Source organism: Acinetobacter sp. XS-4 (assembly GCF_023920705.1).
Lineage (GTDB): Bacteria > Pseudomonadota > Gammaproteobacteria > Pseudomonadales > Moraxellaceae > Acinetobacter.
This window is the reverse complement of record NZ_CP094657.1, coordinates 707,541-732,488: the sequence shown is the minus strand read 5'-3', so window position 1 is coordinate 732,488 and position 24,948 is coordinate 707,541. Positions and strand designations below refer to the sequence as shown.

Genomic DNA, 24,948 nt, shown 5'->3' with positions numbered 1-24,948 from the left:
GATAAATGAAAGGCCATAAATTTATGGCCTTTTAACTTAAATCATCCATCTTATGTTTGATTTGGAAATATTTAGGCGTGATGCCCATCCAGCGCTTAAATGCACGGGTAAAGTGAGAAGTCTCGGCATAACCTAGCATTAAAGCGACTTTTTCAATCGACAGGTTATTTTGTGCTAAAAATTTCAGGGCATGCTCCTTTTTCAGTGAGTCCACCAAAAGGGTAAAACTAGTATGATCAAGAGCTAAATAGCGTTGCAGGGTTCGCTCTGACATATTCATGATTTGAGCCACTTGCCCAACTTTTAATGTCTCAACCTCCCCATTCAAAAGCAATTTTTCAGCAACTTGTTTGACTCGCCCTTTCCAGCCACTTTTTAAGTTTAATTTCTCTATATCCCGCTTACATTGTGCATTTAACAACGGCGCTAGCATTGGGTCCACCGTTAATACAGGCTGTGCTAAATACTCTTTTAGAAATATCCAACGATTACACTTTTGATTAAATAAACAAGTAACAGGCAATTGATGACTTATTTGGGTAAAACCTATTGGTTCTGGCATTTGTAATTCAACTTTTCCTAAATGGGAAAGCCCTGTTAATTTTTTTGCAATTTGGACAAAACCGACTAACAAAAAAATGTTGGCATTTGGGCTCAGCTGAAATGCATCGACGGGTTGATGAATTGACCAATATGCATAATTATTTTCTTGTTTTAATTCTGGTTTAAAGACCTTACAACGTGAGCCAATGAACTGTTCAAGAATTTTCAGCGCTTCTTCTAAATTTGGAGAAACTATAGCTGCCATTCCGACTGACCCATAACATGAAGCCGTCATGCTTAAAGCTAAATACCCAGCTAATGCTGGCTCTTTGCATAAATCAATCGCCCGTTCAATAAGCTGATTTAAGATGTTGAACTCAACATACCAATAAGGCTTTTTTAATTGGTCTAAGGTTATTCCACTTCCATCTAAAAGTTGCTCACCAGAGACATCCCACCGCTTAACAGTCTCGGCAATTAAATTAATATAAGTTCCGGGTAATTCTGGATTCATGAGCAACCCAATGAGCAAAATAAAATGGCGCGAAATGGTAAAAACTGTCAGTTCATGAACTATGCCATGCTTTTAAATTGATGCATAGTTATTCAAAATAAAATCCGCTGAATTGCACGAGACAGCACAATTTCTGAAAAGAATACAGGTCGCCTTATGAACATTCTGATTGTCCATGCTCATCCAGAACCACAGTCTTTTACTGCCGCTCTAAAAAGTACAGCCAAACAAACCTTAGAAAAATTGGGGCACACAGTAGAAGTTTCAGATTTATATGCCATGCAATTTAACCCTATTGCGTCCAAAGAGGATTTTTTAGAGCTCGACCAACCTGATTATTTTAACTATGCCCTCGAACAAAGAAATGCCAGCAAAAATCAACTTCTAGCTCCTGATATTCAAGCAGAAATTGAAAAGGTAAAAAAAGCTGATCTACTCATTTTAAATTTCCCATTCTATTGGACATCTGTTCCAGCAATTTTAAAGGGCTGGATTGATCGTGTGTTCGTTTCAGGACTTTTTTATGGCGGTAAACGGTTTTATAACCACGGTGGAATGTCTGGTAAAAAAGCGATGTTGTGCTTAACACTCGGTGGTAGAACGCACATGTTTGGAGAGAACTCCATTCACGGTCCAATCGAAAATTATTTATCACCGATTCAACGTGGTACTTTGGCATATGCAGGTTTTGAAGTTTTACCGCCATTCATTGCTTATCATGTACCTTATATTAGCCAAGAAGCACGAGAAACCCTTCTCGACGACTACGTAACCTACCTCACTCATCTAGACAAGCTTGAACCACTAAAATTTCCTAAGCTTGAGCAATTTGATGAAAAACTATATCCACTCTAATGCTGTGTTTGAGCTCTAAAATTAAATAGCCGAATCTAGCTTATTATTTTCGGTTATTTTCTTACTCATAACTTTTAAATAGAAAGCCCTAATACGCTCAAAAATAGACCAAATGGTAAAAAATTTAAGGTTAACTTTTTTATAAAATTAAGAATATAAAAGTTAATCAATAATATACAGATGTAGAAAAACTGGACTTATCAACTAAAAATGACAACTAATACTCATTTCATAATCAATTAATTCATATTTTTACAAAAAAATCTTTGACCTTTTTTCTTGAATTTATGACAAAAATGTCACTAAAACAAATACCTTTACTAATAGATAAAAAATATAAATATCAATTAATTAAAATAATTTAACAATAAAAATATTCCTTCATATTTCATCCATTATTGGCACTATTTGTATAAAAAGTGAGTACTCTTCAGTTCATATAACAGATTTACTCTTATTGTAATTATGCTATTTTTGTTACATGGAGTTATCAAAGCTTTTATAAGTTGTAATTAGAAGCTTTGAAGGCAACACAGTTTAAACGGTTTAACTCTGTTACTTTTAAAAAAATGTCTTGAAGTTCAAGGAAAGATTAAAATGAAATTAAAACATCTGAGCACTGCAATGATTTTAGCAACGCTGCCTGCAACTGGGGTTTTTGCAGCAGCATTGGATCGCTCTGGACAATCAATGTCTGCATTCTTGCAGCCTGGTAACTACTTTGAAGCTGGTATTTCTGTTTTAGACCCAGATGTAGCGGGTAAAGAAGCAGGAGGAAGTGCAACTCGCCGTGATATTGGCGATATGGCTGATGATTACTATTTTCCAAGCGCAGCCTTAAAACTACAACTTAACGATAAATTCTCTTTTGGTTTACTTTACGATCAACCATTTGGTTCAGATGCAGAATACTCAGGTAATAACGCATTCGTTTCAAATCCAGGTTCTGACTCAGTTCTATCTCCTGCTGCAATTGACGGGATTGTTACGAAAAAAGCAAAAGAAGCTTTGATAGCACAAGGGTTACCTGTAAATGACCAAACTGTGGCAATAGCAAAAGGACAAGTTTTAGCAAGTCCTCAATTTCAACAACTTGCGGGTGCTCTTGCTGTAGCAAATAATTATTTAGGAACTGGCGGAACAAAAGTTGAAGTTGATACACAAAACTTATCTTTTGTTTTTGGTTATCAACCGACTCAAAATTTTAACTTCTATGCGGGCCCAGTATTACAAACAGTTAAAGGTCATGTAAGTTTACGAGGTCAAGCTTATAGCCTTTACAATGGTTATGATGCAAATATTAAAGAAACTACAGGCGCTGGTTGGTTAGCAGGTGCAGCTTATCAAATCCCTGAAATTGCATTAAAAGCATCTGTAACTTATCGATCTGAAATTGATCATAAAGTGGATATTAATGAAAGTTTATCTTTATTAAATTTCCCGGGTCTTACTTCAGTACTTGCTGGTTTAGATGTTCCTGCATCTAAACTTCAAGCTATTAACACAGAAGGGAAAACTACAATTACTACCCCCCAATCTGTAAACCTTGATTTCCAAACAGGTGTCATGGCAAATACAGTCGCATTCGCCAATGTACGTTGGGTAAACTGGAAAGACTTCTCAATTCAACCATATAAATTTGGTAAAGTTTCAGAAGCTGTAGGCAATCTTGTTGGGCGTCCAAATGGCTTTAATTTAGTTGAATACGCTGATGACCAATGGTCTGTTAATGCTGGTGTAGGCCGTAAACTTAATGATAAATGGGCAGGTAACGTTTCTGTAGGTTGGGACTCTGGTGCAGGTAACCCTGTTACAACTTTAGGCCCAACTGAAGGTTATTGGAACGTAGGCCTAGGCGTTCAATATAGCCCAACCCCACAAACATTTATTGCTGGTGGCGTAAAATACTTCTGGCTGGGTGATGCCAAAGCTCAAACTGGCGCACAAGCAGGTACGGATCAATATGTTGCAGAGTTCTCTGACAACAATGCAATCGCTTATGGTTTAAAACTTGGCTATAAATTCTAAGTTTCAAAGCTCATTCATATAAAAAAGGCGCTTTAAGCGCCTTTTTTATTATTTGTTTCTTATGCTGGAATGCTACGTTTCGAAACTGAACGGATTGCTTCTTTTAATGCATCATATCCGTGGATAGCTGGAAACTGCGGGAACTCAGCAATCACGTTTGCAGGTGCATCAAATAAGAAACCGTGGTCAGCTTCACCCAACATGGTTGTATCGTTATATGAATCACCCGCTGCGATTACACGGAAATTTAAACCATGTAGTGCTTTAACAGATTCACGTTTTTGATCTGGTTGACGCAATTTATAAGCTGTAATCATTCCTTCTTCATCTGTCTCTAATTTATGACAGAAGATTGTTGGCCACCCTAATTGCTTCATTAAAGGATGCGCAAATTCATAGAAGGTATCGGACAAGATCACGAGTTGGAAATGAGTACTCACCCATTCAACAAATTCTTTTGCACCTGGTAACGGTCCCATCTCAGCAATGACTTCTTGAATGTCATTTAAGCCTAAACCGTGTTGTTTTAAGATATTAAGGCGCTGAGTCATTAAAACATCATAATCCGGAATATCACGAGTTGTTGCCTCGAGTTCTTTAATCCCTGTTTTTTTAGCGAAATTGATCCAGATTTCAGGAACTAAAACCCCTTCAAGATCTAGGCATACGATTTCCATGAATGCTTCCAACGTTGGTTAAAAATTGCTGTATCATACCACTAAGATTTTCAGTTTTGCGTTGTTATTGATCAAATCAATTTTATTCATAAGGATCGAAATTAAAGTGCTAAGCAGTTTATCAACTATCCTTTAGAATATTTTTCATAACTCAATGCGCCCAAGCCTTTTGCCAGGAACACACATGACCGTTATTCCGACTATTGATATCGTAGATGCTCTTGCTGCTGAATATGCAACCAAAAGCCCTCGAGAAATTTTAGAACTTGCCTTAAGCCAACAAGGTGAAATCGCAATTTCTTTTTCGGGAGCTGAAGATGTTGTTTTAATTGATATTGCTTCACGTTTGGGTAAGCCGTTCCGTGTCTTTAGTCTCGACACTGGTCGACTGCATGCCGAAACTTATCAATTTATTGAAACTGTCCGTAAACACTACAATATCAATATCGAAATTTGTTTCCCTGAATCTGAAGCTGTTCAAAACATGGTAAACGAAAAAGGTTTATTCAGTTTTTTTACAGATGGGCACCAAGAATGTTGTGGTATCCGAAAAGTTCAGCCTTTACGTAAAAAACTTGCGACTTTAGATGGCTGGATTACGGGCCAACGTAAAGATCAAAGTCCTGGTACACGTACAGAAATTCCAGTAGTACAAGCTGACGTAGGTTTCTCTGGTCCAGGTAAGCAACTGATTAAATATAATCCTTTAGCAAACTGGACAAGTGCTGAAGTATGGAGCTACATCCGTATGATGGAAATTCCATATAACCCTCTTCACGAACGTGGTTTTGTTTCTATTGGCTGTGAACCATGTACACGAGCTGTATTACCAAATCAACATGAGCGTGAAGGACGCTGGTGGTGGGAAGAAGCGACTCAAAAAGAGTGCGGATTGCATGCAGGCAACATGAAAAAGTAATTTGTTATCAAAAAACCACTGCTAAATCAGTGGTTTTTTTTATGTCATGTTCCGTACACAAAGTCATATTTTATCTACTCTAAACGCTATATACTTAATTTTACGGTTCTATAATTCTAATAAGAGCTCAGATAAGGGCTTCTTAGAAAAATGCATGAGGCACAATGATTTATGCGTCCATTACACCCAATTGATTTCATTTTTCTGTCACTTGAAAAAAGACAGCAACCCATGCATGTCGGTGGATTATTTTTATTTGAAATTCCTGAAAATGCGCCTGAAACCTTCGTACATGATTTAGTAGAAGATATTAAACGCTCAAAAAGCATTCCTATTCCGCCCTTCAATAACCGTTTAAATGGTCTATTTTGGGATGAGGATGAAGAGTTTGATATCGATCATCACTTTCGCCACATTGCTTTACCTCATCCTGGCCGCATTCGTGAACTTCTGGTTTATATTTCACAGCAACATAGTTCTTTAATTGACCGCGCAAAACCACTTTGGACTTGTGACATTATTGAAGGAATCGAAGGCAATCGTTTTGCCATGTATTTTAAAATCCATCATGCAATGGTCGATGGCGTTGCGGGTATGCGTTTGATTGAGAAATCACTTTCAAAAACACCTGAAGAGAAACACGTTGTTCCTTTATGGTGTGTTGAGAGCAAAAGAACTAAGCGCTTAAAAGTTCCTACACCAAGCACAAGTAAAATTAAGAGTATTTTAGGCGGCATTAAGTCTCAACTCGATATAGCTCCTAAAGTCATGCAAGAGCTATCTCAGACTATATTTAAAGAAATGGGTAAAAATCCTGATTACGTTTCTACCTTTCAGGCGCCAGTGTCGATTTTGAACCAAAGAGTGAGTGCTTCACGTCGCTTTGCTGCCCAATCCTTTGAATTGAGTCGCCTTAGAAAAATTTCAAAAGTATTAGGCGTGACAATTAATGATGTTGTGTTGGCTGTTTGTTCTGGTGCTTTACGTGAATATTTGATTAGTCAAAATAGCTTACCTAAAAAACCACTTATTGCCATGGTTCCAGCTTCATTACGCACAGATGATTCTGATATGAGTAACCGAATTACCATGATTCTGGCAAATTTAGGAACTCATAAAGACCAACCGTTAGAACGTCTAGAAATCATTCGTCGCAGCATGCAAAATTCAAAGCAACGCTTTAGCCGTATGACTGCGAATGAGATTTTAAACTATAGTGCGGTTGTTTATGGTCCGGCAGGATTAAACATCATGTCAGGAATGCTTCCTAAGCGTCAGGCATTCAATTTAGTTATTTCTAATGTACCAGGACCACGTGAGCCGCTTTATTGGAATGGTGCGAAATTAGACGCCCTCTACCCTGCTTCAATTGTCATGGATGGACAGGCTTTAAATATTACCATGACCAGTTATTTAGATAAGCTTGAAGTTGGATTAACGGCTTGTCGAAATGCCTTGCCAAAAATGCAAAACCTTTTGACTCACTTAGAAGATGAGATTCAACGTTTTGAAGAAATTATTGCAGAGAAACAACTGAAACATCATTCAGCAAGTTAGAAAAATTAAGGGGCTTTGAATCGGCCCCTTATTTTTTGATGGTGCGGCACTGGTTAAGCAACTGATGACATACTGAACGAATCATCGCAGTTGTGATCGGCACTTCTTTACCTTGGTCATTCAACATATAGCAGCTATTTACTGGCGTGCTTTCTAAAACATGTTTAAGACCGTTGCTAATTAAGTTTTCACTTACATTCATGGGTTATACCTCTTATTGTTTGCTAAGACGTTAAATAGGGAGAACGTCTACGGCTACTGTATGTAAGTAGTATTTAAAATTCATGAATGAAAGTAAAATTTCAGTTGTAACAAGGATTAAGCGATATCTTGTTACAACTTTAACTTAAAATGATATCGTATTGCTCTTGCGTATATAAATTTTCGACCTGAAATTTAATGACACGGTTGATGAAATGCTCTAAATCTGCCACTGCTGGCGCTTCTGCTGTTAATAATCGGTCAATCACAGAAGGATGAGCAACAACAGTAAAGCCACTCGTTGACTCAAATGCACGGGTATATCGTAATATCTCACGAAATATTTCGTAACACACTGTCTCTGCTGTTTTGACAAAACCACGCCCTTGACAGGTTGGACACGACTCACACAGCAAATGTTCTAACGATTCACGTGTGCGTTTACGCGTCATTTCAACCAACCCAAGTTCTGAAACCTGAGTAATTTTGGTCTTGGCATGATCGCGCTCAAGCATTTTTTCAAACTGACGCATCACCTCTTCACGGTGAATTGCCTCTTGCATGTCAATAAAATCAATAATGAGAATACCGCCCAAATTACGCAGTCTAAGTTGACGCGCGATAACTTGAGTCGCCTCCATATTGGTTTTAAAAACGGTGTCTTCAAGACTACGACCACCAACATATGAACCCGTGTTAACGTCAATCGTTGTCATGGCTTCAGTCTGGTCTATCATCAGATAACCACCCGATTTCAAAGCTACACGGGTTTGAAGGGCTTTTTGAATATCTTCTTCGACATTATAAAGATCAAATAGTGGTCGCTCACCCGGATAATGAATGAGTCGATTCTGCATATTCGGGACAAATTCTTCAACAAACTCAAGAAGTTTGGCATGAATTTCTCTCGAATCGACATAGATCTTTGCAGTCTCTTCGCTTGCTAAATCTCGAATAATACGCTGAGGTAATGGCAACTCTTCAAAAATTAAAGAAGGAACCGCAACATCAATTTGCTTCCGTTGGATGTATTCCCATAATTTACTCAGATAGCACATATCCCGTGCAATTTCTGCCTCATCTACACCTTCAGCAGCTGTACGTACAATTACGCTACCCGGCAAATTATGTTCAGATTGAATACCTTCAATAATATTACGCAATCGCTCTCGTTCTTCTTCAGACTCAATACGCTGCGATACACCAATATGATTACCGTATGGCATTAAGACTAGGTAACGAGAAGGAATTGAAAGATCTGTGCTGAGACGTGCGCCTTTTGTACCCAACATATCTTTCATTACTTGGACAGTAAGCGTTTGCCCAGGGTGTAAGAGTTCAAAAACATTTGGGGTGGGCTGTGAACGCGGCCAAACCATATCATTGATATGTAAAAAAGCTGTTCGAGATAAACCGATATCAACAAAAGCGGCCTGCATGCCCGGAAGCACTCGCACGACTTTACCCTTGTAAATATTGCCAACTAGACCGCGCTTGACTGTACGCTCGACATACAGCTCATTAACAGTTCCATTTTCGATTAATGCCACCCGACACTCCATAGGCGTGACATTAATAAGTAATTCTTCTGACATACATAAACTCAAAGCATTATAAAATTTTTATTAAAGAGTCAGAGAAGCTGTTAACTTTGCCTAGTGTTTATCGACAATGCTATTCAATTAAGAATGATAACAACCTCTTATGTCTTTACTCTTTTTAATAACTGGGCAAATTCGTATAAAGGAAGTCCTACCACATTACTATAACTTCCTTGAATTTGGGGAATATATTGAGAAGCAATTCCTTGAATTGCGTATCCACCGGCCTTCCCCACAGGCTCACCTGTAGTCCAATAATCTTCCATATCTTGCGTCGTCAAATGCTGGAATTCGACTTGTGTTTGCACCACCTGACTTAACAGTTGTTGTTGAGTCGCAATGCATAGTCCAGAAAACACATCATGCCAACGTCCAGATAATTGTTTCCATATTTCAAAAGCATGGCTTTTTGATTCAGGCTTACCAATAATTTGACCATCAAGCCCAAGACTTGTATCGGCAGCAATAACAATTGCTTCTGGAAAAAGCTTTAATACAGTTTGCGCTTTTTCTCTAGCCAAGCGTTCAACATAATGGTGAACCAGCTCATTTTCATGAATAGACTCATCAATATCAGGACTATAGATTTCAAAATCTAAACCCAGCTGTTGCAATAGCTCCTTCCGACGAGGAGAGCTAGATGCTAAAACTATATGCGCCATTTTGCCAAACAATAATAGACGATTGGCCAAGTGATGATACTTGTCATCAATGGTTGCCAATGTCTAGCAATTGAAAAATGAATTCCACCCATGGTCTGGGTTACCCACATAAACGCTAAATGAGCAATAATGACCAGAGTTGCGATCGTCCATAAATTACCAAAGGTTAAAATACGGCGCTCACGAATTAAAAAACGGGTAAGAAAACTCACAATTACAAAGCTTAAAGCATTAAGACCTAAAGGAGCATCAAGCAATAAGTCTGTAAAAATTCCCATTCCAAACGCAAACCAGATCCCACACCATGTTGGCTGACACACCACCCAAAACAGCATAATCATCAACATGAATAATGGGCGCCAACCTGAAATATCATAGGATAGCGGGTAAACCATGAGCACAGAAGCCACAATAACAGAGATAATTATTCCCCATAATGGATCTTGGCGCTTTTCTCGCTTCAGTTTAGCGATCGGCATATGGTTGCTCCTTCGCTAATGACTCTGAGAAAAGTACGACTACATGGTGACCTGTTGCTAATTGCGCTGCTGGTGTAACATCAATTTCTGCAAACTCACCTGAATTATGGCGTCTTACTTTGGCTACTGTACCCACTGCATACCCTGCTGGGAAATGTTCACCCAAGCCTGAGCTAAATACTTTATCGCCCACTTGAATATTCGCACTCGTCGGGACATATTCCATTTTTAAACGGCCCAAATCACCTGTACCAGAAACAATCGCACGCATGCCAGTGCGTTCAAGACGGACTGAAAGTGAGTGTTCTTTATCTGATAACAACATTACACGTGAGCTATGAGGATATACATTAATGATCTGCCCCATAATCCCCTTATCATCCAGAACCGTTTGACCGACCTTTAAATGGTCCATAGAGCCACGGTTAACAATGATGATATGACGTAATGGGTCTGCATCTGTCCCTATCACTTCAGCAATCTCCATACGTCCATCAATAATTAATGGAGTATCAAGAAGACCTCGCAAACGGGTGTTTTCAGCTGACAGTTCAGAAAGCTTCTGTAAGCGGACTTGAGCTTGTAAAAGCTCAGCCTGCATCGCAGTATTTTCACGACGCAGTTGTGCTTCAGATTTTGTTTGTTGATTCAGCCATTCTCTCGACAGGACTGGATAACTGGCCAATGCATAAATTGGGTTATATGCAGCGTACAAGACATCCCTTGCTGGCTGAATTACATACGGCATACGCCAATCAAAGAACAGCACAACCAAGCATGTAATGACCGCAATAACGAACGAGCGGAAAGATGGCGGCTGTCTTGAAAAAATATTCGGTTGCACCGCCTAATCCTTAAACTTAACCAACAAAAAGCATGTCATGGTTCGGATTGTCAAAGAATTCCAATACTTTACCACCACCGCGGGTAACACAAGTAAGAGGATCTTCAGCAACCATAACAGGTAAACCAGTTTCTTGAGCTAATAATTTATCGAGGTTACGAAGTAACGCACCACCACCTGTCAACACAATACCGCGTTCGGCAATATCAGAAGAAAGCTCTGGAGGAGTTTGCTCAAGTGCTGATTTCACTGCGCTTACAATGTTTTGTAATGGATCAGAGATTGCTTGAGTAATTTCGTCAGAAGTTACAGTAATTGCACGAGGTACACCTTCTGCAAGGTTACGTCCACGTACTTCAATTTCTAATGTTGTACCATCAGAAACAGCCATACCTACTTCTTTTTTAATGATTTCTGCTGTGGTTTCACCAATCACGCAACCATGAGCTTTACGAACATAATTGATGATTTGCTCATCAAAAACATCGCCACCGATGCGTAAAGAGTCAGCATAGACACAACCTTGCAATGAAATAATTGCAATTTCTGTTGTACCACCACCAACATCCACAACCATAGAACCACATGCTTGCTCAACTGGCATACCTGCGCCAATTGCAGCAGCCATAGGCTCTTCAATGAGACGAACATCACGGGCACCAGCATTAAATACTGCTTCGCGAATCGCACGACGCTCGACCAAAGTTGATTTACATGGTACACATACAACCACACGAGGTGCAGGTGGGAACAAACGTTTTTCGTGAACTTTACCAATAAACTGATTTAACATGGTTTCAGTCACTTCAAAATCCGCAATTACACCGTCTTTCATTGGACGAATTGCAGAAATATTCGCAGGCGTACGGCCTAACATTTGCTTAGCATCTAGTCCTACAGCAGCAACAATTTTTTGTGAACCACTGTGACGAATTGCCACAACTGTTGGTTCATTTAATATAATGCCGCGGCCTGGTGCATAAATAAGTGTATTTGCAGTACCTAAATCAATGGCTAGATCCGGCGAAAACAAGCCAATTAGTCGTTTTAGAATCACGGTTCGTTCTCAGTTAAACTTTCATGTGGATGCAAGGTGGCAACTTTAAACTAAATGTGATGATTTGAACAAGTCAATCGCTTATTATAACGCACGATATTTTGAAAATTTTTAATACTGATTAGGTGATGTTATGTCTACATCGGATGCACAGCATTCAGCAGATTTAAATGCACAAACAGTTTCAGCAATCGCCAATCTTGCTCGATTGTCGCTCAATGATACGCAATCTGCTGAATATGCTCAAAGTCTAAATAAAATTTTAGGCATGATGGAAACCTTAAAAGGCATTGATACTGAAGGCGTAGAACCTTTAAAAAGTCCTTTTGATAATCCTCAACCTTTACGTGCTGATGTGGTAACAGAAAGCAATCATCGAGATGAGTACCAAGCAGTTGCACCGGCAACTCAAGATGGTTTGTATCTTGTTCCTCGCGTGATTGAATAACTTTTACTCAATTAACCCATCTTCCCTATTTTGAATGTAAAGAAATTTTACTCATGACTGATTTACATCGCTTATCAATTCGTGAACTTGCTGAGGGCTTAAGCCAAGCGAAGTTTTCATCTCGCGAACTGACTGAACATTATTTGCAACGTATTACGAAACTCGACTCACAAGTTAAAAGTTATGTGACGGTTACACCTGAACAAGCGCTTTTAGAAGCAGACGCTGCCGATGCTGCATTAAAAGCAGGTAATGCAACTGCTCTAACGGGTATTCCTCTGGCACACAAAGATATTTTTTGTACCAAAGGTATTAAAACAACTGCTGGTTCAAAAATACTAGACAACTTCATCTCTCCTTACGATGCAACTGTTGTTGAAAAAACTAAAGCAGCTGGTCTTGTCACTTTAGGTAAAGTGAACATGGATGAGTTTGCGATGGGCTCAACTTCTGAAAGCTCATATGTAGGCGCAACAAGCAATCCTTGGGCACTTGACCATGTACCTGGTGGTTCATCAGGTGGTTCTGCTGCGGCTGTAGCGGCTGATTTAGCACCATTTGCTACAGGTACTGATACAGGTGGATCAATTCGTCAACCTGCCTCTTTCTGTGGTTTAACAGGCTTAAAACCGACCTATGGTCGTGTATCTCGCTTCGGGATCATTGCTTATGCATCATCTTTAGACCAAGCAGGTCCAATGGCACGCTCTGCTGAAGACTGTGCTTACCTCATGAATGTGATTGCAGGTCACGATGCGAAAGATTCAACTTCTGTTAAAAAAGAAGTCGATGACTATGTTGCAAACTTAACTGGCACATCTGTAAAAGGCTTACGTATTGGTATTCCTAAACAATACTTTAACGTTGTTGGTTTAGATGCTGACGTAAAAGCTCGTGTTGAAGAGTCTTTGAAAAAGCTTGAAGAAATGGGTGCAACACTTGTTGAGATTGACCTCAACATGACTGAGGCTTATGTACCAACGTATTATCTCATCGCGCCAGCAGAAGCATCTTCTAACTTGTCTCGTTATGACGGTGTTCGTTACGGTCACCGCTGTGAAAACCCAGTTGACTTAATGGATCTTTACAAGCGTTCACGTTCAGAAGGTTTTGGTCCAGAAGTTCAACGCCGTATCTTAATTGGTACATACGCACTTTCTGCAGGTTATTACGATGCTTACTATGTGAAAGCTCAAAAAGTACGTCGTTTAATTCAACAAGACTTCTTAAAAGCATTTGAAAATGTAGATGTGATCGCTGCTCCTTCTGCACCAACAACTGCTTATAAAATTGGTGCAAACTTAAGTCCAACTGAAATGTATTTAGGCGATATTTATACACTTGCAGTGAACTTAGCAGGCTTACCAGCAATTAATGCTCCTGTTGGTTTTGATAAAGACAGCTTACCTGTAGGCCTACAATTAATTGGTAACTACTGGTCAGAATCACAATTGTTGTCAATTGTTCATCAATACCAACAAAACACAGACTGGCACACTAAACGTGCAGCAATTGCTGAGGAGAATGCATAATGGCTGAAGCTCAAAAGTTGAAATTGATTGACGGTTGGGAAGTCGTTATTGGTATCGAGATTCACACTCAGCTTGCAACCAATTCTAAAATTTTCTCGGGTTCATCAACTGAATTTGGTCAAGACCCAAACACGCAAGCGAGCCTTGTCGACTTGGCAATGCCGGGTGTATTACCTGTGCTGAATGAAAAAGTAGTTGATCTTGCTATCCGCTTTGGTTTGGGTATCGATGCTTACATCGACCAAGCATCTGTGTTTGCACGTAAAAACTACTTCTACCCTGACTCGCCAAAAGGCTATCAAATTAGCCAAATGGATAACCCAATTGTGGGCTTAGGTCACATCGACATTCAGCTTGAAGATGGCACAACAAAACGCATTGGCGTAACTCGTGCTCACCTTGAAGAAGATGCGGGTAAATCGATTCATGACCAATTTGAAGGCATGTCTGGCATTGACTTAAACCGTGCTGGTACACCTTTACTTGAAATCGTTTCTGAACCTGATATGCGTTCGGTTGAAGAAGCAGTGGCATATATCAAATCAATTCACACCCTTGTGCGCTGGTTAGGTATTTCCGACGGTAACATGGCTGAAGGTTCATTCCGTGCAGACTGTAACGTGTCTTTACGTCGTCCGGGTCAACCGTTTGGTACGCGCTGTGAGCTTAAAAACCTCAACTCATTCCGTTTCATTGAACAAGCAATCAATGTTGAAATTGAACGCCAAATGGAAATTTTGGAATACGGTGGAAGCATCGACCAAGAAACTCGTTTGTTCGATCCAAACAAAATGGAAACGCGTTCAATGCGCTCTAAAGAAGAAGCGAACGATTACCGCTACTTCCCAGATCCAGATTTGTTACCTGTGATTATTGCAGATGAGCAAATTGAAGCAGCTCGCGCTGCACTTCCTGAGCTGCCTGCTGCACGCCGTGCACGCTTTATCGCAGAATTTGCTGTAACTGAATACGATGCACACGTACTTACGCTCTCACGCGAAATGGCAGACTTCTTTGAAGCTGTTGTGGCTGCTGCGGGCGGCGCTGCACAAGGTAAAGTATCGGCAAACTGGGTGATGGGCGAATTCTCAGGTGCTTTAAACAAAGCTAACCTAGATTTGGCAGACTCACCTGTTTCTGCTGAACAGTTAGGTGGCATGATTGCACGTATTATTGACAACACCATTAGCGGTAAGATTGCTAAACAAGTCTTTGGCTTTATGTGGGAATCGGAAGGTAAATCTGCCGATGACATCATTGCTGAAAAAGGCTTAAAGCAAGAAACTGACACTGGGGCGATTGAAGCAATCATTAAAGAAGTACTTGCAGCCAATGAAAAAATGGTTGAAGAGTACAAGTCTGGTAAAGAAAAAGCCTTTAACGGTCTTGTAGGTCAAGTCATGAAAGCTTCTAAGGGTAAAGCTAACCCTGCTCAAGTAAATGAATTAATGAAAAAACTGATTGGTTAAGCTAATCCAACTTTTAGAAAAACCCGCTTTAGAGCGGGTTTTTTATCTATTTTAAAAACTCAATGAATCCACAATAATTTTTAAGCTAAAAAACATATTGATAGGTTATCCATGACAAATAAACTAATATCTTTATTGGTTATTAATATTATTTCTAGTATCTCAATAATTAAAAGAAAAAATATAACTAGAAAAAACTTACAATACAACTAAAATAAAAATATCATTATTTTAAAATTCCCATACTTAAGCAAAGAGAATTAATTATGCAAAAAAAGACATACAAAAAAATAAAGGACATTCTTTTATCTATGCAGACTACTATTAAAGATGAAACACACATCACAAGCATATTTTTGGAAGAATTTTACTTTAAAACAAAAATATTTAATACTGACGATGTAATCTCCAGTATTAAAAAAATGGGGTTTCTAAGGCCTTCAACTTATGATTATGAAACCAAAAATTTAAAAAAAATAATTAAAACCCTTTTAGATGATGAGAAATTCATAACACATAATTCATATCTTTACAGTATGCTGCACTTATGTCAAATCTCCAAAAATATTAAATATATAAACAAATTATTAAACGACTATATTTATTTACAACCTAGCTTAGTAAAAACACTAACTGCTTATGCAGACAATTTTTTCTATGAATACAAATTTAACTCAGCATATGAGATAAAACTAGAAGCTTTCTCCCACCTCATTATTTTATGTAGGAATATCAAAAGTACTAGCGAAAAAGATATTATTAAAATACATGAATTACCACCAAATGAGTTAGAATCAATTATAGATTTAGCATCTAAAATAGTTTATTTTAAGAAAATGGAAATAAAAGTTGACTTTTTTCACTACAAAATAAATAAAGAAAATAAAAAAACCTACTCCATGGATAATATTGATTTTGAAAAATCAATAACATTTTCCCATCTAAAATATGATTTAAAAAGAACAACAGTATTTAATGATTTTTTAAATAGCAAAAATAATCGCCCCACTCTAAATGAAGTTTTAGATCAAGTATGTGATACGTTAATTAATCTAAAATCTTATGAAATCAGAAATGAACCTTTCATACGATTATGTCCCAAATTTTCGCTTAATCCTATTTTTTTAGATTTATTAAACACAGATTCAATTTTCCTAGAAGAAATCTCTCAACTTTATCTTATTTTCAACGAAAATTTCCTTAATCAAAATGACCTAGAACAAAAAATAGTAGATGACTTTACTGTTTTAGATTTCTTAAAGTTACAAAGATTCTTTTTGCTTCTAAGTAAGTTCTATAGAGAAATAATAAAAAATGAAAAAATGAAAAATAAAGATTTTATATTAAGGTCTTCTTCAATCCCTCTATTTCATGAAAAAGACTTTGAAAGATTAATTAATCAAATTTTTTCAAAAAGTAATAAAAATTTCTATAATTTATTTATCAATCATATCAGCGAAGACTTTTATAAAATTAAAGATTTCTATGATATACAATATTCACCAGCATTAAAGTTTGGAAAAAGTATTATTGTATCACCTACAATTTTAAGTAGATCAAATATTATTAGAAATGTATTATGGAGAAACAACATAAACTTATCAATACAAAATAAAAATGACAAAATGATTGAGACTATTAAAAACGAGTTAAAGTCCGTAGGTTTCACAGTATTTACTGAAGTAAAATTTGGAAAATATGATATTGATATTCTAGCAAAATTAGATAATGAAGTATTTATTTTTGAGTGTAAAAACTCGTACCACCCTGCAAATGAATATGAGTTAAGAAACTCCTTTGAACATTTAGTTAAAGCAGAAAAACAGTTAGAAAATTTAGAAAAAATGCTTAAAGACCCTACAACAAGAAAAAATTTAGCTAAAAAATTACAAATCTCTCTTTACAAATGCAATTTTAATTTTTCAATAGTATCATCAAACAGGCTATTTAATGGCCTGAAAGTAAAAAACTACACTTGTTTAAACGCCCAAGAACTAATAAATTGTATTTCTGGTGGCTCTTTAAGGATAGATAAAAATGTATATAGGTTCTGGGAAACTGACCACTTCTCTGTTCAAGAATTAAAAAAGTATACTAGCGGAAAACTAATAATTGATTATTTTTCTCTTGCGCATGAAGTAATAATAAAAGTTGACTTAAAAAATCTTTTAATTTTAGAGAAATCTTTTGAATATTCTCTCGAAGAAATTAAATCTTTTATTGAAGGTAGATATCCTCTAATTGAAGAATCACTACCCTATTAACACACCCAATTTATTCAAAATTTCTGATATTAAAAACGTTGTTATCCATTTATTTAAGTGGATAGAACTCGATTACCTTGCAACTGTTATTTAAGTGCTAGCGCACTTTGAACTAACTATTAATTTGTACCTTGACCTACTTACTAAAATTCTCTCAAGTACCATAACTACTTCAGCCTAAATCACAATTAATTGGTTAATTTCATTAGCCAACTCAACAAAAAGCCTCGATCTATCGAGGCTTTTTTACATCACTTATGAAACATTCTTCGACTAAAGAATGCGCTTTTTTCTAAAGAATTACTCAGTGACTGTGCTAATTTAAATTAAGAATTTAGATAACTTATATTTTAAAAAGAGAGATAAATCATGTCTAAAAAGATTTTAATGTTGGTCGGTGACTATGCAGAAGACTATGAAACCATGGTTCCCTTTCAGTTCTTAACTGGTTTAGGTTATACCGTGCATGCTGTTTGCCCAAATAAAAAGAATGGCGACCATATTGCGACTGCGATTCATGATTTTGAAGGTGAGCAAACTTATAGCGAAAAATGTGGCCACAACTTCGCGATTAACTACGATTTTGATGCCATTAATACTGAAGATTATGTAGGTCTAGTTATTCCGGGTGGTCGAGCACCAGAATATTTGCGCATGAATGATCGTGTTGTCGAAATTGTGCGTGAGTTTGATCGAGTGAAAAAACCAATTGCAGCCGTATGCCATGGCGCTCAGTTACTCGCTGCGGCAGATGTATTACAAGGTCGCCTCTGCTCAGCTTATCCCGCGTGTGCTGCCGAAGTAAAATTGGCAGGTGGACAATATGCGGATATTGCTGTGACTGAAGCAGTTACAGATGGACATTTGGTGACTGCACCTGCTTGGCCTGCACATCCAGCTTGGTTAGCGCAATTTGTGAAAGTTTTAGGCGCTACAATTACGATCTAAATAGATCTCTTCGTCCCAATTTAAATAAAGCCTGCTGAATAAATAGCAGGCTTTATTACTAAAATAGAAAACTAGATTTTTAACGTGTAATTCCCAACTTATTCCAAATCTCTGGTGTTAAAAACGTCGTCACCAATTTATTTAAATCGATATAGCGTAATGTGCCCTGCAACTGCTGTTTAACTGCGGGGTCTTTAACAATATCTTCGCCAGCACTTTGACCTAACTGCTGGAAAGCCTCCCCAACTGCCTTCACACCTTCAGCCTGAATCACAGCTTTAGTTTGGGTAGAACATTGCTCCACAATCACACGTTGTAAAACCTGCGCCAGTTTCTGATCTAACTGATCCTTTTGCTCAGGCGTTACATTACTAAATGCTTTTAAATCAGGATGGGCAGCTAAAGCCGTAAATGTCCATTGAAGCACAGTAGTCTTGTCTGAAGCCGTTGTAGCCTTAACTAAACAGTCACTTAACTGATCAACCGTGGGACCTGCCATCGCAATTTGTGTTGTACCCAGTACAGCAACTGCCATACAAACTGAACGGCTCAAATGTGAAAACTTACGGCGGGCAATCGCATAAACTTGACGTGACATAGGTCTAGCTCCAATAAACAATCTGTTCTTTGTATCACAGAGCTAGTGGTGTTACCTGTTATGACTCTGTAAATCGTCTATTTCTTCAAATTTAACAATTACTTTAGTAATTAGCCCATTCCAGCATAACTCCATGCTTCTGGAATATTTGGCTGTTCTGGTGCTTTATTTAAATCAATATTTAAGTTTCTACTGCCGTTATATGATTTCTCACCTGAATCTGAGGCAGGTGATACGCTTAAACTATAACGATAACGGAATTGCCACAATAGCGGTTTGACTGGACGAATATCCAAACTTAAAGAATCCTCATCATGACAATTTCCTTGAGAACTTTCATAATCTTGCTCAGAAAAACAAGCTCGGATCATCCGACTAAAACTAAATGGATAGTTCGCAATAAATTGATGTGTCGCTCCAGAATCTGTTAACTCATAAAAACTAGCGCGCTCAATATTTGCACCACCTCCTGAGTACATTTCAGAAAATGAATCGATTACAGCAATTGCATAACGATTTTGAGCCATAGGAAAAAGCTTAGGAAAGATAAACTGCCCATCAGATGTACCCTCCTTTTGAGTAGAGAGATTTACATGCCACTGTTTCGATAGTTTGAGTCCCGTTGCAGAGTTGTTAAATTGAATAATATCTCCACCCGACAGAAGCCATAACTGCCGATCTGCTGTTTTTAAAACCCGCCATTGGTCCAGATGCTCGCAAAGCTTTTTAACTTGTATGCAAAGTTGCTCCTGCTCATTCTGACTTAATTGTGTTTTTTTAAACTCTAAAATACTTAAGGGTGCAGCAAAAGCAGGCTTGGCAAAACAAGCAAACATTCCTGCTATAACTAAGAAAGCTATCTGTATGCTGCCTTTAATCATTTTTTTATTTTCCTAATGATATTTCTTTTCAACAAATTAGCTATTTTACAATAGCTTCAATTCGATCAAGCTCCCACACCCCACCTGCTGCCAAACCTTTGCACATCCCTGTCCACATATCCTTAGTATGTACAAAACTCTTGCCGTCCCAGACCCATTCTTCACTTGCCCAGCAATCGCCGATGCCTCTTCCCTTTTGAGCGCTACTAATAATACCGCTATCGAAATCAGAAGCTGTTTCTGTCACGAATGTTGCCTTACCAGCCAAAGAGTCATCTAGTACCCAAGCGCCATACCCTTCGTTATAGGCCCCTCTCCAACACAGCGTAGTCGCGAGAACTTTCTTATTAGTTAGTTTATATAGCTCTATTTCTTGTGGTTCAGCTCCATCACTATTACCACCATAAATTCCTTCACAAAAGTCTTCTTTAGGATTCGGATTAGCTGCCATCAAGCTACGGTGTATTATTTGGTACTGCTTGCTTTTAGGCTGTAAAGTTAAATAGGGTTTAGCTGTAGTTTTAATATGTTTAACAACCAGTTTTGGCTCAGGTATAAGTACTTTAGTTTCATTAGCACTGCCCTTTTTAACCAAAGCACCAACAGTCCCAATACGCTTCTGAAAATCATCCATTTTTAATAACACAGCGGTCATTCCTGCATCGGAAATTTTCCATTCATGCTGCGCATTTTTAAATACAATTTCAGTTTTCTGTTTAGACTGCTGTAGTACAGTGTTGACTTGTGAATTATTCAATTTCCCCATCAATGGCAAATCGGTACCATCTATAGTCACAGCGCCTAAATCTTTGCCATTTACATAAAAATGAATATTTTTAAGCTGATTGGCTGGCAAGCTTTGCTCATAGTTTGATAAAGCAAATTCAGCTTGTACAGGTTGTTTTGGCCCTGCTTTACGCACCAATAAAAGCGATGCTGGATTATCGCCATTTTCTTCACTTTGATAGCCTGCGGCTTTACATGTACCCGTATTGCTACAAGAGATTTCCCACTCTTGGTGTGAAAATGAAATACCTCTTATTTCTTGAGCAAAACTATAAGAACTCATTACCGTTAAACAGCAAATTGAAAGCATTTTTTTCATTTTTTATGTCTCTGCTGGTCTGTTTTATTATTAAGTTAAAACAGTTTAAAATTTTGGACTAACATCTAGTTTAAAAGAATATGCTAGGTTTATATAAAATTTAAATGATTACTTTTTAAAAATGAAAAAACTGAATTTTTTATTATGCACAATATTAGTCAGTATCACTTCAAGTGCCTATGCAGAAGTAGAAAGCTTTACGCCTCATTTCCCCAAATTTTATAGCTCTGCTGCCACCCGCAAAGCAGATAATCAATTCTACTCTCTAGGAGAGGCAAAGTTTTTAAACGGCGTTACAGTCCCGTTTTATGGTGTTACAGCACAAAGCCCAACAGAGAATGGTTTACTTAAAGATTTTGAAACCTGTACACCTAAAAGTTGCCGTTTTAATTTTAAACTCAATGCTCAACATGCCAAGCAACTCAAGCTTGTTGCATTACCTGAAACAGGTTTAGTGCTCATTCCACAAAACTGGCAAGATGTGCAAGCAAATGCAGGAGCTAACGGAACTGGCTTTGCGCTAATAATGAGTGCAGATCAAAAACAAGCAATAGAACTTTATGATTCTTCATTTTGCGTTGGTTGCGGGCTACCAAATGCAACGCTCTATTTCCCAGAACTGTTAAAAGAAAGTCTTGAAAATGAGTTCGGTGGTTATAAAGACTCGAAAAAACTAATTAACATTGTTCATCCTTCTAAGAAAGTGGCTTTTTTTAGTTATCAAATTCCCCAAGTGAACAATAAAACGCATGGTATTGCTAAATACCATGATGAAGACACTTTCAACTATAAAGAAATTCAAGTCACCTTAGATAAATCGCAACAGGCATTGGTTGGTCCTATTCTCAATTTTTATAACGCGACTCATTAAGTCCACACCTAAAAGAAAACCCGCTTTCGCGGGTTTTCTTTTATTTATGTAGTATCGACTCAAAAGCTTTTAAACGCTTATAAATTGAAAGCAGTTCAATAATTGTTTTCCATGAACTAATTAAATATTGGAAAGATTCACGAACCTTATCAAATACACCAGCAATCTGATTAATCAAACCTAGAGTCATTTTCCCACCTGCAATCGCAGGGAACAATACAACCAAACTATATAAAATATCTAACTGTTTATACCAAGTTGCCACCAAGTTAAAGTAAGCATAATGGAAATAGAGTCGGAAGTAGTTTTTACGGACTTTACTAAATAACTCACGTAACGTAGCCGGTTTTGCGCGGTCTGCATGGTCTTCGCCATAGACCAACTCTTTACGATAAGCCGCTTCTACTTTTTGATTATTAAATTGTAGTCCCGGTAATTTAATACCAACGACCATTAAAAGAATGGTACCAAAAGCCGCCCATACAATTGCTGCCCATACTAGAGAATGTTCTAGTTCACCAACAATTGGCAAAACAGGAACATGTTTAGACAGTTGAAATAAAATAGGTAAAAAGGCAATTAAAATCATGACTGCTTTTACTAGTTCAACACCTAAGTCTTCCATAATAGTTGCAAAGCGCATGGTGTCTTCTTGCACACGCTGCGAAGCACCTTCAACATGACGCAGTTGTTCCCAATGTTCTGTGTAGTATTCATTCATTGCTGTACGCCAACGGAATACATAATGGCTCGTGAAAAAAGCATTAATTACAGCAAGAGTCACAGCAACCATAGCAATATAAAGAAAGACCATTGTCTCACTATATAGTGCTGAGAGGTCTCCACCTCCACTCGAAAGCATTTTTTGAATTAAGTCCCAAAATGGTACATACCATGCATTAATCGCAACGCTGACCTGAACACCAAACCAGATGTTAAATAAAATAAATGCAGAGCCCCATATAGACCAACGCTGCCATGGGTTATTGGAAATAATTTTCCAAAAGCCAGCAAAAAGCGCAGTAGAGACTAAAAACCAGAGATAAAACCATAAGAAAGTTGGAGACCAAAAACGACTCACACCCACAGGGAGTTGTGCATCATGGTAGCCCTTAGCAAACCCGATAAAAGTTCCCCACGTGTTTCCACCTGAGTACCAGAGCACCATATTGAGTGCGATCCAAACAACCACAGATATGAAAAAATACCGTGGTGATGGAAAGAATGATTTGAACATTGAGCGTGGATATCCTTATATTTCTTCAAATTTACAATGAGAAGAATACTAAAACCTAAACCTTAAAATTGTGAAGTACAAAGTTTAGAGAATTGTCAGTTTTTCTCGTTTCATTGAAGGATTTGATCGTTTTTTTGTAAATTCATCCCTTTTTGGCAATTTAATCCATTTAAATTGCCTTGTATATGACTCTCGATAGAGCCATATACGGCTTTTATAACACAGCAATATCAGAGATTAAATCTCTTCTTTACGAACAATATAGCCTTCCAACTGCATTGCCTGAATCAGCAAATCGAGGTCTGATGCGCTTTTAAGCTCAACATCGACACTCACGGCACTTTCTTTCGCACGGCTTGTCGCGGCAAAGCGCTCATGACGTAATTCATAAATATTACCGCCTTGCTCAGCAATAATTGCTGTTAAACGAGCTAAAGCGCCTGGGTTATCTGGTAATTCAACACGGATACGAACCATTCGACCTGTACGCGTTAAATGACGTTGCAATACAGAAACCATAACGCGTGTATCAATATTGCCACCAGACAGCACTACACCCAACTTATGACCTAAAAATAGATCAGGACGAGACATAATTGCAGCAATACCTGTCGCACCTGCTCCTTCACACACTGTTTTCTCAATATTAAGTAACAGTGCAATTGCCTCTTCAATCATGTCTTCTGTGACAACAACAATGTCATCAACATATTCTTTGGCAACTTGTGTCGTAAGCTCACCCGGAGTTTTTACCGCAATACCTTCTGCAACGGTAGAGCCCATTGAAACGGCATGCTGATAATTACACAGAAGTTTCGCCATACTTGGATATACAACCGATTGCACCCCAATCACTTTAATTTTGGGATTTATTGCTTTAGCAGCAATCGAAATACCAGAAATTAGGCCACCACCACCAATTGGCACAACTAAAATATCTAGTTCAGGCACAGCTGCAAGCATTTCGAGCGCAATGGTTCCTTGACCTGCAATAATTTCTGCATCGTCAAATGGATGGATAATTGTTAAAGATTCTTCTTGTGCAACTCGGTGCATTTCAGCAGCAGCTTCTGAAAAGTCTTGTCCATGCAAAATAACGCGTGCACCATATTCACGCACTCGTTGTACTTTTACATTAGGCGTAGATTTCGGCATCACAATGGTCGCTGTTACTCCTGTGCGCTGAGCATGATAAGCAACACCTTGTGCATGATTGCCTGCTGAAGCCGCAATAACACCATGTTGTTTTTCTTGGTCAGATAAACACAACAGTTTATTCAGTGCACCTCTTTCTTTAAAAGAAGCTGTAAATTGTAAGTTTTCAAATTTCAGCCACATCTCAGCCCCTAAGGTTTTAGAAATGGTTTCTGAGAAAACAAAAGGAGTTTTTACGACTAAACCTTCTAAACGTTCTGCGGCAGCATGAACATCATCTAATGTTGGAAACCCATTTTTAACCTGTTGCTGTATCATTTATCTAGTCAGCCTCAATACATTACAAATCAATTATTTTTTAAAAATGACATCAATATTTTATATTGGTCATCCATGTTTTCAGCATATCCAACATATACCTAATATACAAAAATTTTTATTCCAAAAATTAAGGATTTAAATTCACATAAAAAAAAGCCCTATTCAGGCTTTTTTAATTAATT

At 37.9% G+C, this 24,948-nt stretch carries 23 protein-coding genes; 10 read left to right on the top strand and 13 right to left on the bottom strand.

Features of this window, described 5'->3' with window-relative positions; genetic code table 11:
* Positions 1-31: 31 nt before the first annotated feature.
* Positions 32-1,057 carry an AraC family transcriptional regulator gene (locus MMY79_RS03580; RefSeq protein WP_252612072.1) on the bottom strand — a complete coding sequence of 342 codons (1,026 nt, stop codon included), beginning with the start codon at positions 1,055-1,057 and terminating at the stop codon, positions 32-34.
* Between the two features lie 156 nt (positions 1,058-1,213).
* Here MMY79_RS03580 and MMY79_RS03575 point away from each other — a divergent pair, with 156 nt between their 5' ends.
* Positions 1,214-1,912, top strand: a complete 699-nt coding sequence (locus tag MMY79_RS03575) for an NAD(P)H-dependent oxidoreductase (RefSeq protein WP_252612070.1) — start codon at positions 1,214-1,216, stop codon at positions 1,910-1,912.
* A gap of 597 nt (positions 1,913-2,509) precedes the next feature.
* Positions 2,510-3,940, top strand: a complete 1,431-nt coding sequence (locus tag MMY79_RS03570) for an outer membrane protein transport protein (RefSeq protein ID WP_252612068.1) — start codon at positions 2,510-2,512, stop codon at positions 3,938-3,940.
* Positions 3,941-3,999: 59 nt separating this feature from the next.
* Here MMY79_RS03570 and thrH read toward each other — a convergent pair whose 3' ends face one another.
* Positions 4,000-4,617 (bottom strand): bifunctional phosphoserine phosphatase/homoserine phosphotransferase ThrH, encoded by a 618-nt coding sequence (gene thrH, locus MMY79_RS03565; protein ID WP_003655338.1) that lies wholly within the window; start codon positions 4,615-4,617, stop codon positions 4,000-4,002.
* Positions 4,618-4,801: 184 nt separating this feature from the next.
* Here thrH and MMY79_RS03560 point away from each other — a divergent pair, with 184 nt between their 5' ends.
* Both MMY79_RS03560 and MMY79_RS03555 read left to right on the top strand, forming a co-directional pair.
* The gene (locus MMY79_RS03560) at positions 4,802-5,536 is read left to right on the top strand and encodes a phosphoadenylyl-sulfate reductase (RefSeq protein WP_042897679.1); all 735 of its coding nucleotides are present in this window, start codon (positions 4,802-4,804) and stop codon (positions 5,534-5,536) included.
* Between the two features lie 171 nt (positions 5,537-5,707).
* On the top strand, positions 5,708-7,093 hold the full coding sequence (locus MMY79_RS03555) for a wax ester/triacylglycerol synthase family O-acyltransferase (protein ID WP_005309889.1): 1,386 nt from the start codon (positions 5,708-5,710) through the stop codon (positions 7,091-7,093).
* Between the two features lie 28 nt (positions 7,094-7,121).
* Here the strand turns inward: MMY79_RS03555 and MMY79_RS03550 are convergent, their stop codons facing one another.
* From MMY79_RS03550 to MMY79_RS03525, 6 genes are all read right to left on the bottom strand, one after another.
* Entirely contained in the window at positions 7,122-7,295 is a 174-nt protein-coding gene (locus MMY79_RS03550) for a PA1571 family protein (RefSeq protein ID WP_002116397.1), read from the bottom strand.
* A 139-nt stretch (positions 7,296-7,434) separates the two neighbouring features.
* Positions 7,435-8,889, bottom strand: a complete 1,455-nt coding sequence (gene rng, locus MMY79_RS03545; RefSeq protein ID WP_252612065.1) for a ribonuclease G — start codon at positions 8,887-8,889, stop codon at positions 7,435-7,437.
* Between the two features lie 107 nt (positions 8,890-8,996).
* Positions 8,997-9,557 carry a Maf-like protein gene (locus tag MMY79_RS03540; RefSeq protein WP_252612063.1) on the bottom strand — a complete coding sequence of 187 codons (561 nt, stop codon included), beginning with the start codon at positions 9,555-9,557 and terminating at the stop codon, positions 8,997-8,999.
* A complete protein-coding gene (gene mreD / locus MMY79_RS03535) occupies positions 9,545-10,036 on the bottom strand; it encodes a rod shape-determining protein MreD (RefSeq protein WP_252612061.1) in 492 nt (163 codons plus the stop codon). Before mreD ends, MMY79_RS03540 begins: the two co-directional genes overlap by 13 nt.
* Positions 10,023-10,880 (bottom strand): rod shape-determining protein MreC, encoded by an 858-nt coding sequence (mreC, locus tag MMY79_RS03530; RefSeq protein ID WP_252612059.1) that lies wholly within the window; start codon positions 10,878-10,880, stop codon positions 10,023-10,025. The genes mreD and mreC overlap by 14 nt, the downstream gene beginning before the upstream one ends.
* Positions 10,881-10,896: 16 nt before the next feature.
* Positions 10,897-11,937 (bottom strand): rod shape-determining protein, encoded by a 1,041-nt coding sequence (locus tag MMY79_RS03525; RefSeq protein WP_003655325.1) that lies wholly within the window; start codon positions 11,935-11,937, stop codon positions 10,897-10,899.
* A gap of 133 nt (positions 11,938-12,070) precedes the next feature.
* Between MMY79_RS03525 and gatC the strand changes: the two genes are divergently transcribed.
* From gatC to MMY79_RS03500, 5 genes are all read left to right on the top strand, one after another.
* Entirely contained in the window at positions 12,071-12,385 is a 315-nt protein-coding gene (gene gatC, locus MMY79_RS03520; RefSeq protein WP_000107699.1) for an Asp-tRNA(Asn)/Glu-tRNA(Gln) amidotransferase subunit GatC, read from the top strand.
* 53 nt (positions 12,386-12,438) lie between these two features.
* Complete coding sequence (gene gatA, locus MMY79_RS03515; protein WP_252612057.1) at positions 12,439-13,917, top strand: Asp-tRNA(Asn)/Glu-tRNA(Gln) amidotransferase subunit GatA; 1,479 nt, start codon at positions 12,439-12,441, stop codon at positions 13,915-13,917.
* On the top strand, positions 13,917-15,386 hold the full coding sequence (gene gatB / locus MMY79_RS03510; RefSeq protein ID WP_252612055.1) for an Asp-tRNA(Asn)/Glu-tRNA(Gln) amidotransferase subunit GatB: 1,470 nt from the start codon (positions 13,917-13,919) through the stop codon (positions 15,384-15,386). The genes gatA and gatB overlap by 1 nt, the downstream gene beginning before the upstream one ends.
* Before the next feature lie 266 nt (positions 15,387-15,652).
* A complete protein-coding gene (locus tag MMY79_RS03505; protein ID WP_252612053.1) occupies positions 15,653-17,650 on the top strand; it encodes a hypothetical protein in 1,998 nt (665 codons plus the stop codon).
* Between the two features lie 369 nt (positions 17,651-18,019).
* Entirely contained in the window at positions 18,020-18,598 is a 579-nt protein-coding gene (locus tag MMY79_RS03500; RefSeq protein WP_252612051.1) for a DJ-1/PfpI family protein, read from the top strand.
* A 79-nt stretch (positions 18,599-18,677) separates the two neighbouring features.
* On the opposite strand, the gene MMY79_RS03495 is transcribed toward MMY79_RS03500, so the two are convergent.
* The 3 genes from MMY79_RS03495 to MMY79_RS03485 form a co-directional block, all read right to left on the bottom strand.
* Entirely contained in the window at positions 18,678-19,196 is a 519-nt protein-coding gene (locus MMY79_RS03495) for a hypothetical protein (RefSeq protein WP_004789310.1), read from the bottom strand.
* 110 nt (positions 19,197-19,306) lie between these two features.
* The gene (locus MMY79_RS03490) at positions 19,307-20,077 is read right to left on the bottom strand and encodes a hypothetical protein (protein WP_252612049.1); all 771 of its coding nucleotides are present in this window, start codon (positions 20,075-20,077) and stop codon (positions 19,307-19,309) included.
* A gap of 40 nt (positions 20,078-20,117) precedes the next feature.
* The gene (locus tag MMY79_RS03485) at positions 20,118-21,182 is read right to left on the bottom strand and encodes a DUF1176 domain-containing protein (protein WP_252612047.1); all 1,065 of its coding nucleotides are present in this window, start codon (positions 21,180-21,182) and stop codon (positions 20,118-20,120) included.
* Between the two features lie 121 nt (positions 21,183-21,303).
* On the opposite strand from MMY79_RS03485, the gene MMY79_RS03480 reads away from it, so the two are divergent.
* A complete protein-coding gene (locus MMY79_RS03480) occupies positions 21,304-22,053 on the top strand; it encodes a DUF4850 domain-containing protein (RefSeq protein WP_252612045.1) in 750 nt (249 codons plus the stop codon).
* A gap of 40 nt (positions 22,054-22,093) precedes the next feature.
* Here MMY79_RS03480 and sbmA read toward each other — a convergent pair whose 3' ends face one another.
* Together sbmA and MMY79_RS03470 are read right to left on the bottom strand one after the other, a co-directional pair.
* Positions 22,094-23,290, bottom strand: a complete 1,197-nt coding sequence (gene sbmA, locus MMY79_RS03475) for a peptide antibiotic transporter SbmA (protein ID WP_252612043.1) — start codon at positions 23,288-23,290, stop codon at positions 22,094-22,096.
* Between the two features lie 237 nt (positions 23,291-23,527).
* A complete protein-coding gene (locus MMY79_RS03470) occupies positions 23,528-24,763 on the bottom strand; it encodes a threonine ammonia-lyase (RefSeq protein ID WP_252612040.1) in 1,236 nt (411 codons plus the stop codon).
* Positions 24,764-24,948 lie beyond the last annotated feature (185 nt).

Bases quoted from the DNA above. Each gene is read 5' to 3' on its own strand.
- MMY79_RS03580 (WP_252612072.1), bottom strand. From the start codon at position 1,057: ATGAATCCAGAATTACCCGGAACTTATATTAATTTAATTGCCGAGACT.
- MMY79_RS03500 (WP_252612051.1), top strand. From the start codon at position 18,020: ATGTCTAAAAAGATTTTAATGTTGGTCGGTGACTATGCAGAAGACTAT.
- gatA (WP_252612057.1), top strand. From the start codon at position 12,439: ATGACTGATTTACATCGCTTATCAATTCGTGAACTTGCTGAGGGCTTA.
- gatC (WP_000107699.1), top strand. From the start codon at position 12,071: ATGTCTACATCGGATGCACAGCATTCAGCAGATTTAAATGCACAAACA.
- MMY79_RS03505 (WP_252612053.1), top strand. From the start codon at position 15,653: ATGCAAAAAAAGACATACAAAAAAATAAAGGACATTCTTTTATCTATG.
- MMY79_RS03470 (WP_252612040.1), bottom strand. From the start codon at position 24,763: ATGATACAGCAACAGGTTAAAAATGGGTTTCCAACATTAGATGATGTT.
- MMY79_RS03555 (WP_005309889.1), top strand. From the start codon at position 5,708: ATGCGTCCATTACACCCAATTGATTTCATTTTTCTGTCACTTGAAAAA.
- MMY79_RS03550 (WP_002116397.1), bottom strand. From the start codon at position 7,295: ATGAATGTAAGTGAAAACTTAATTAGCAACGGTCTTAAACATGTTTTA.
- thrH (WP_003655338.1), bottom strand. From the start codon at position 4,617: ATGGAAATCGTATGCCTAGATCTTGAAGGGGTTTTAGTTCCTGAAATC.
- MMY79_RS03490 (WP_252612049.1), bottom strand. From the start codon at position 20,077: ATGATTAAAGGCAGCATACAGATAGCTTTCTTAGTTATAGCAGGAATG.
- rng (WP_252612065.1), bottom strand. From the start codon at position 8,889: ATGTCAGAAGAATTACTTATTAATGTCACGCCTATGGAGTGTCGGGTG.
- gatB (WP_252612055.1), top strand. From the start codon at position 13,917: ATGGCTGAAGCTCAAAAGTTGAAATTGATTGACGGTTGGGAAGTCGTT.
- MMY79_RS03480 (WP_252612045.1), top strand. From the start codon at position 21,304: ATGAAAAAACTGAATTTTTTATTATGCACAATATTAGTCAGTATCACT.
- MMY79_RS03540 (WP_252612063.1), bottom strand. From the start codon at position 9,557: ATGGCGCATATAGTTTTAGCATCTAGCTCTCCTCGTCGGAAGGAGCTA.
- MMY79_RS03560 (WP_042897679.1), top strand. From the start codon at position 4,802: ATGACCGTTATTCCGACTATTGATATCGTAGATGCTCTTGCTGCTGAA.
- MMY79_RS03575 (WP_252612070.1), top strand. From the start codon at position 1,214: ATGAACATTCTGATTGTCCATGCTCATCCAGAACCACAGTCTTTTACT.
- MMY79_RS03485 (WP_252612047.1), bottom strand. From the start codon at position 21,182: ATGAAAAAAATGCTTTCAATTTGCTGTTTAACGGTAATGAGTTCTTAT.
- sbmA (WP_252612043.1), bottom strand. From the start codon at position 23,290: ATGTTCAAATCATTCTTTCCATCACCACGGTATTTTTTCATATCTGTG.
- MMY79_RS03495 (WP_004789310.1), bottom strand. From the start codon at position 19,196: ATGTCACGTCAAGTTTATGCGATTGCCCGCCGTAAGTTTTCACATTTG.
- mreD (WP_252612061.1), bottom strand. From the start codon at position 10,036: ATGCCGATCGCTAAACTGAAGCGAGAAAAGCGCCAAGATCCATTATGG.
- MMY79_RS03570 (WP_252612068.1), top strand. From the start codon at position 2,510: ATGAAATTAAAACATCTGAGCACTGCAATGATTTTAGCAACGCTGCCT.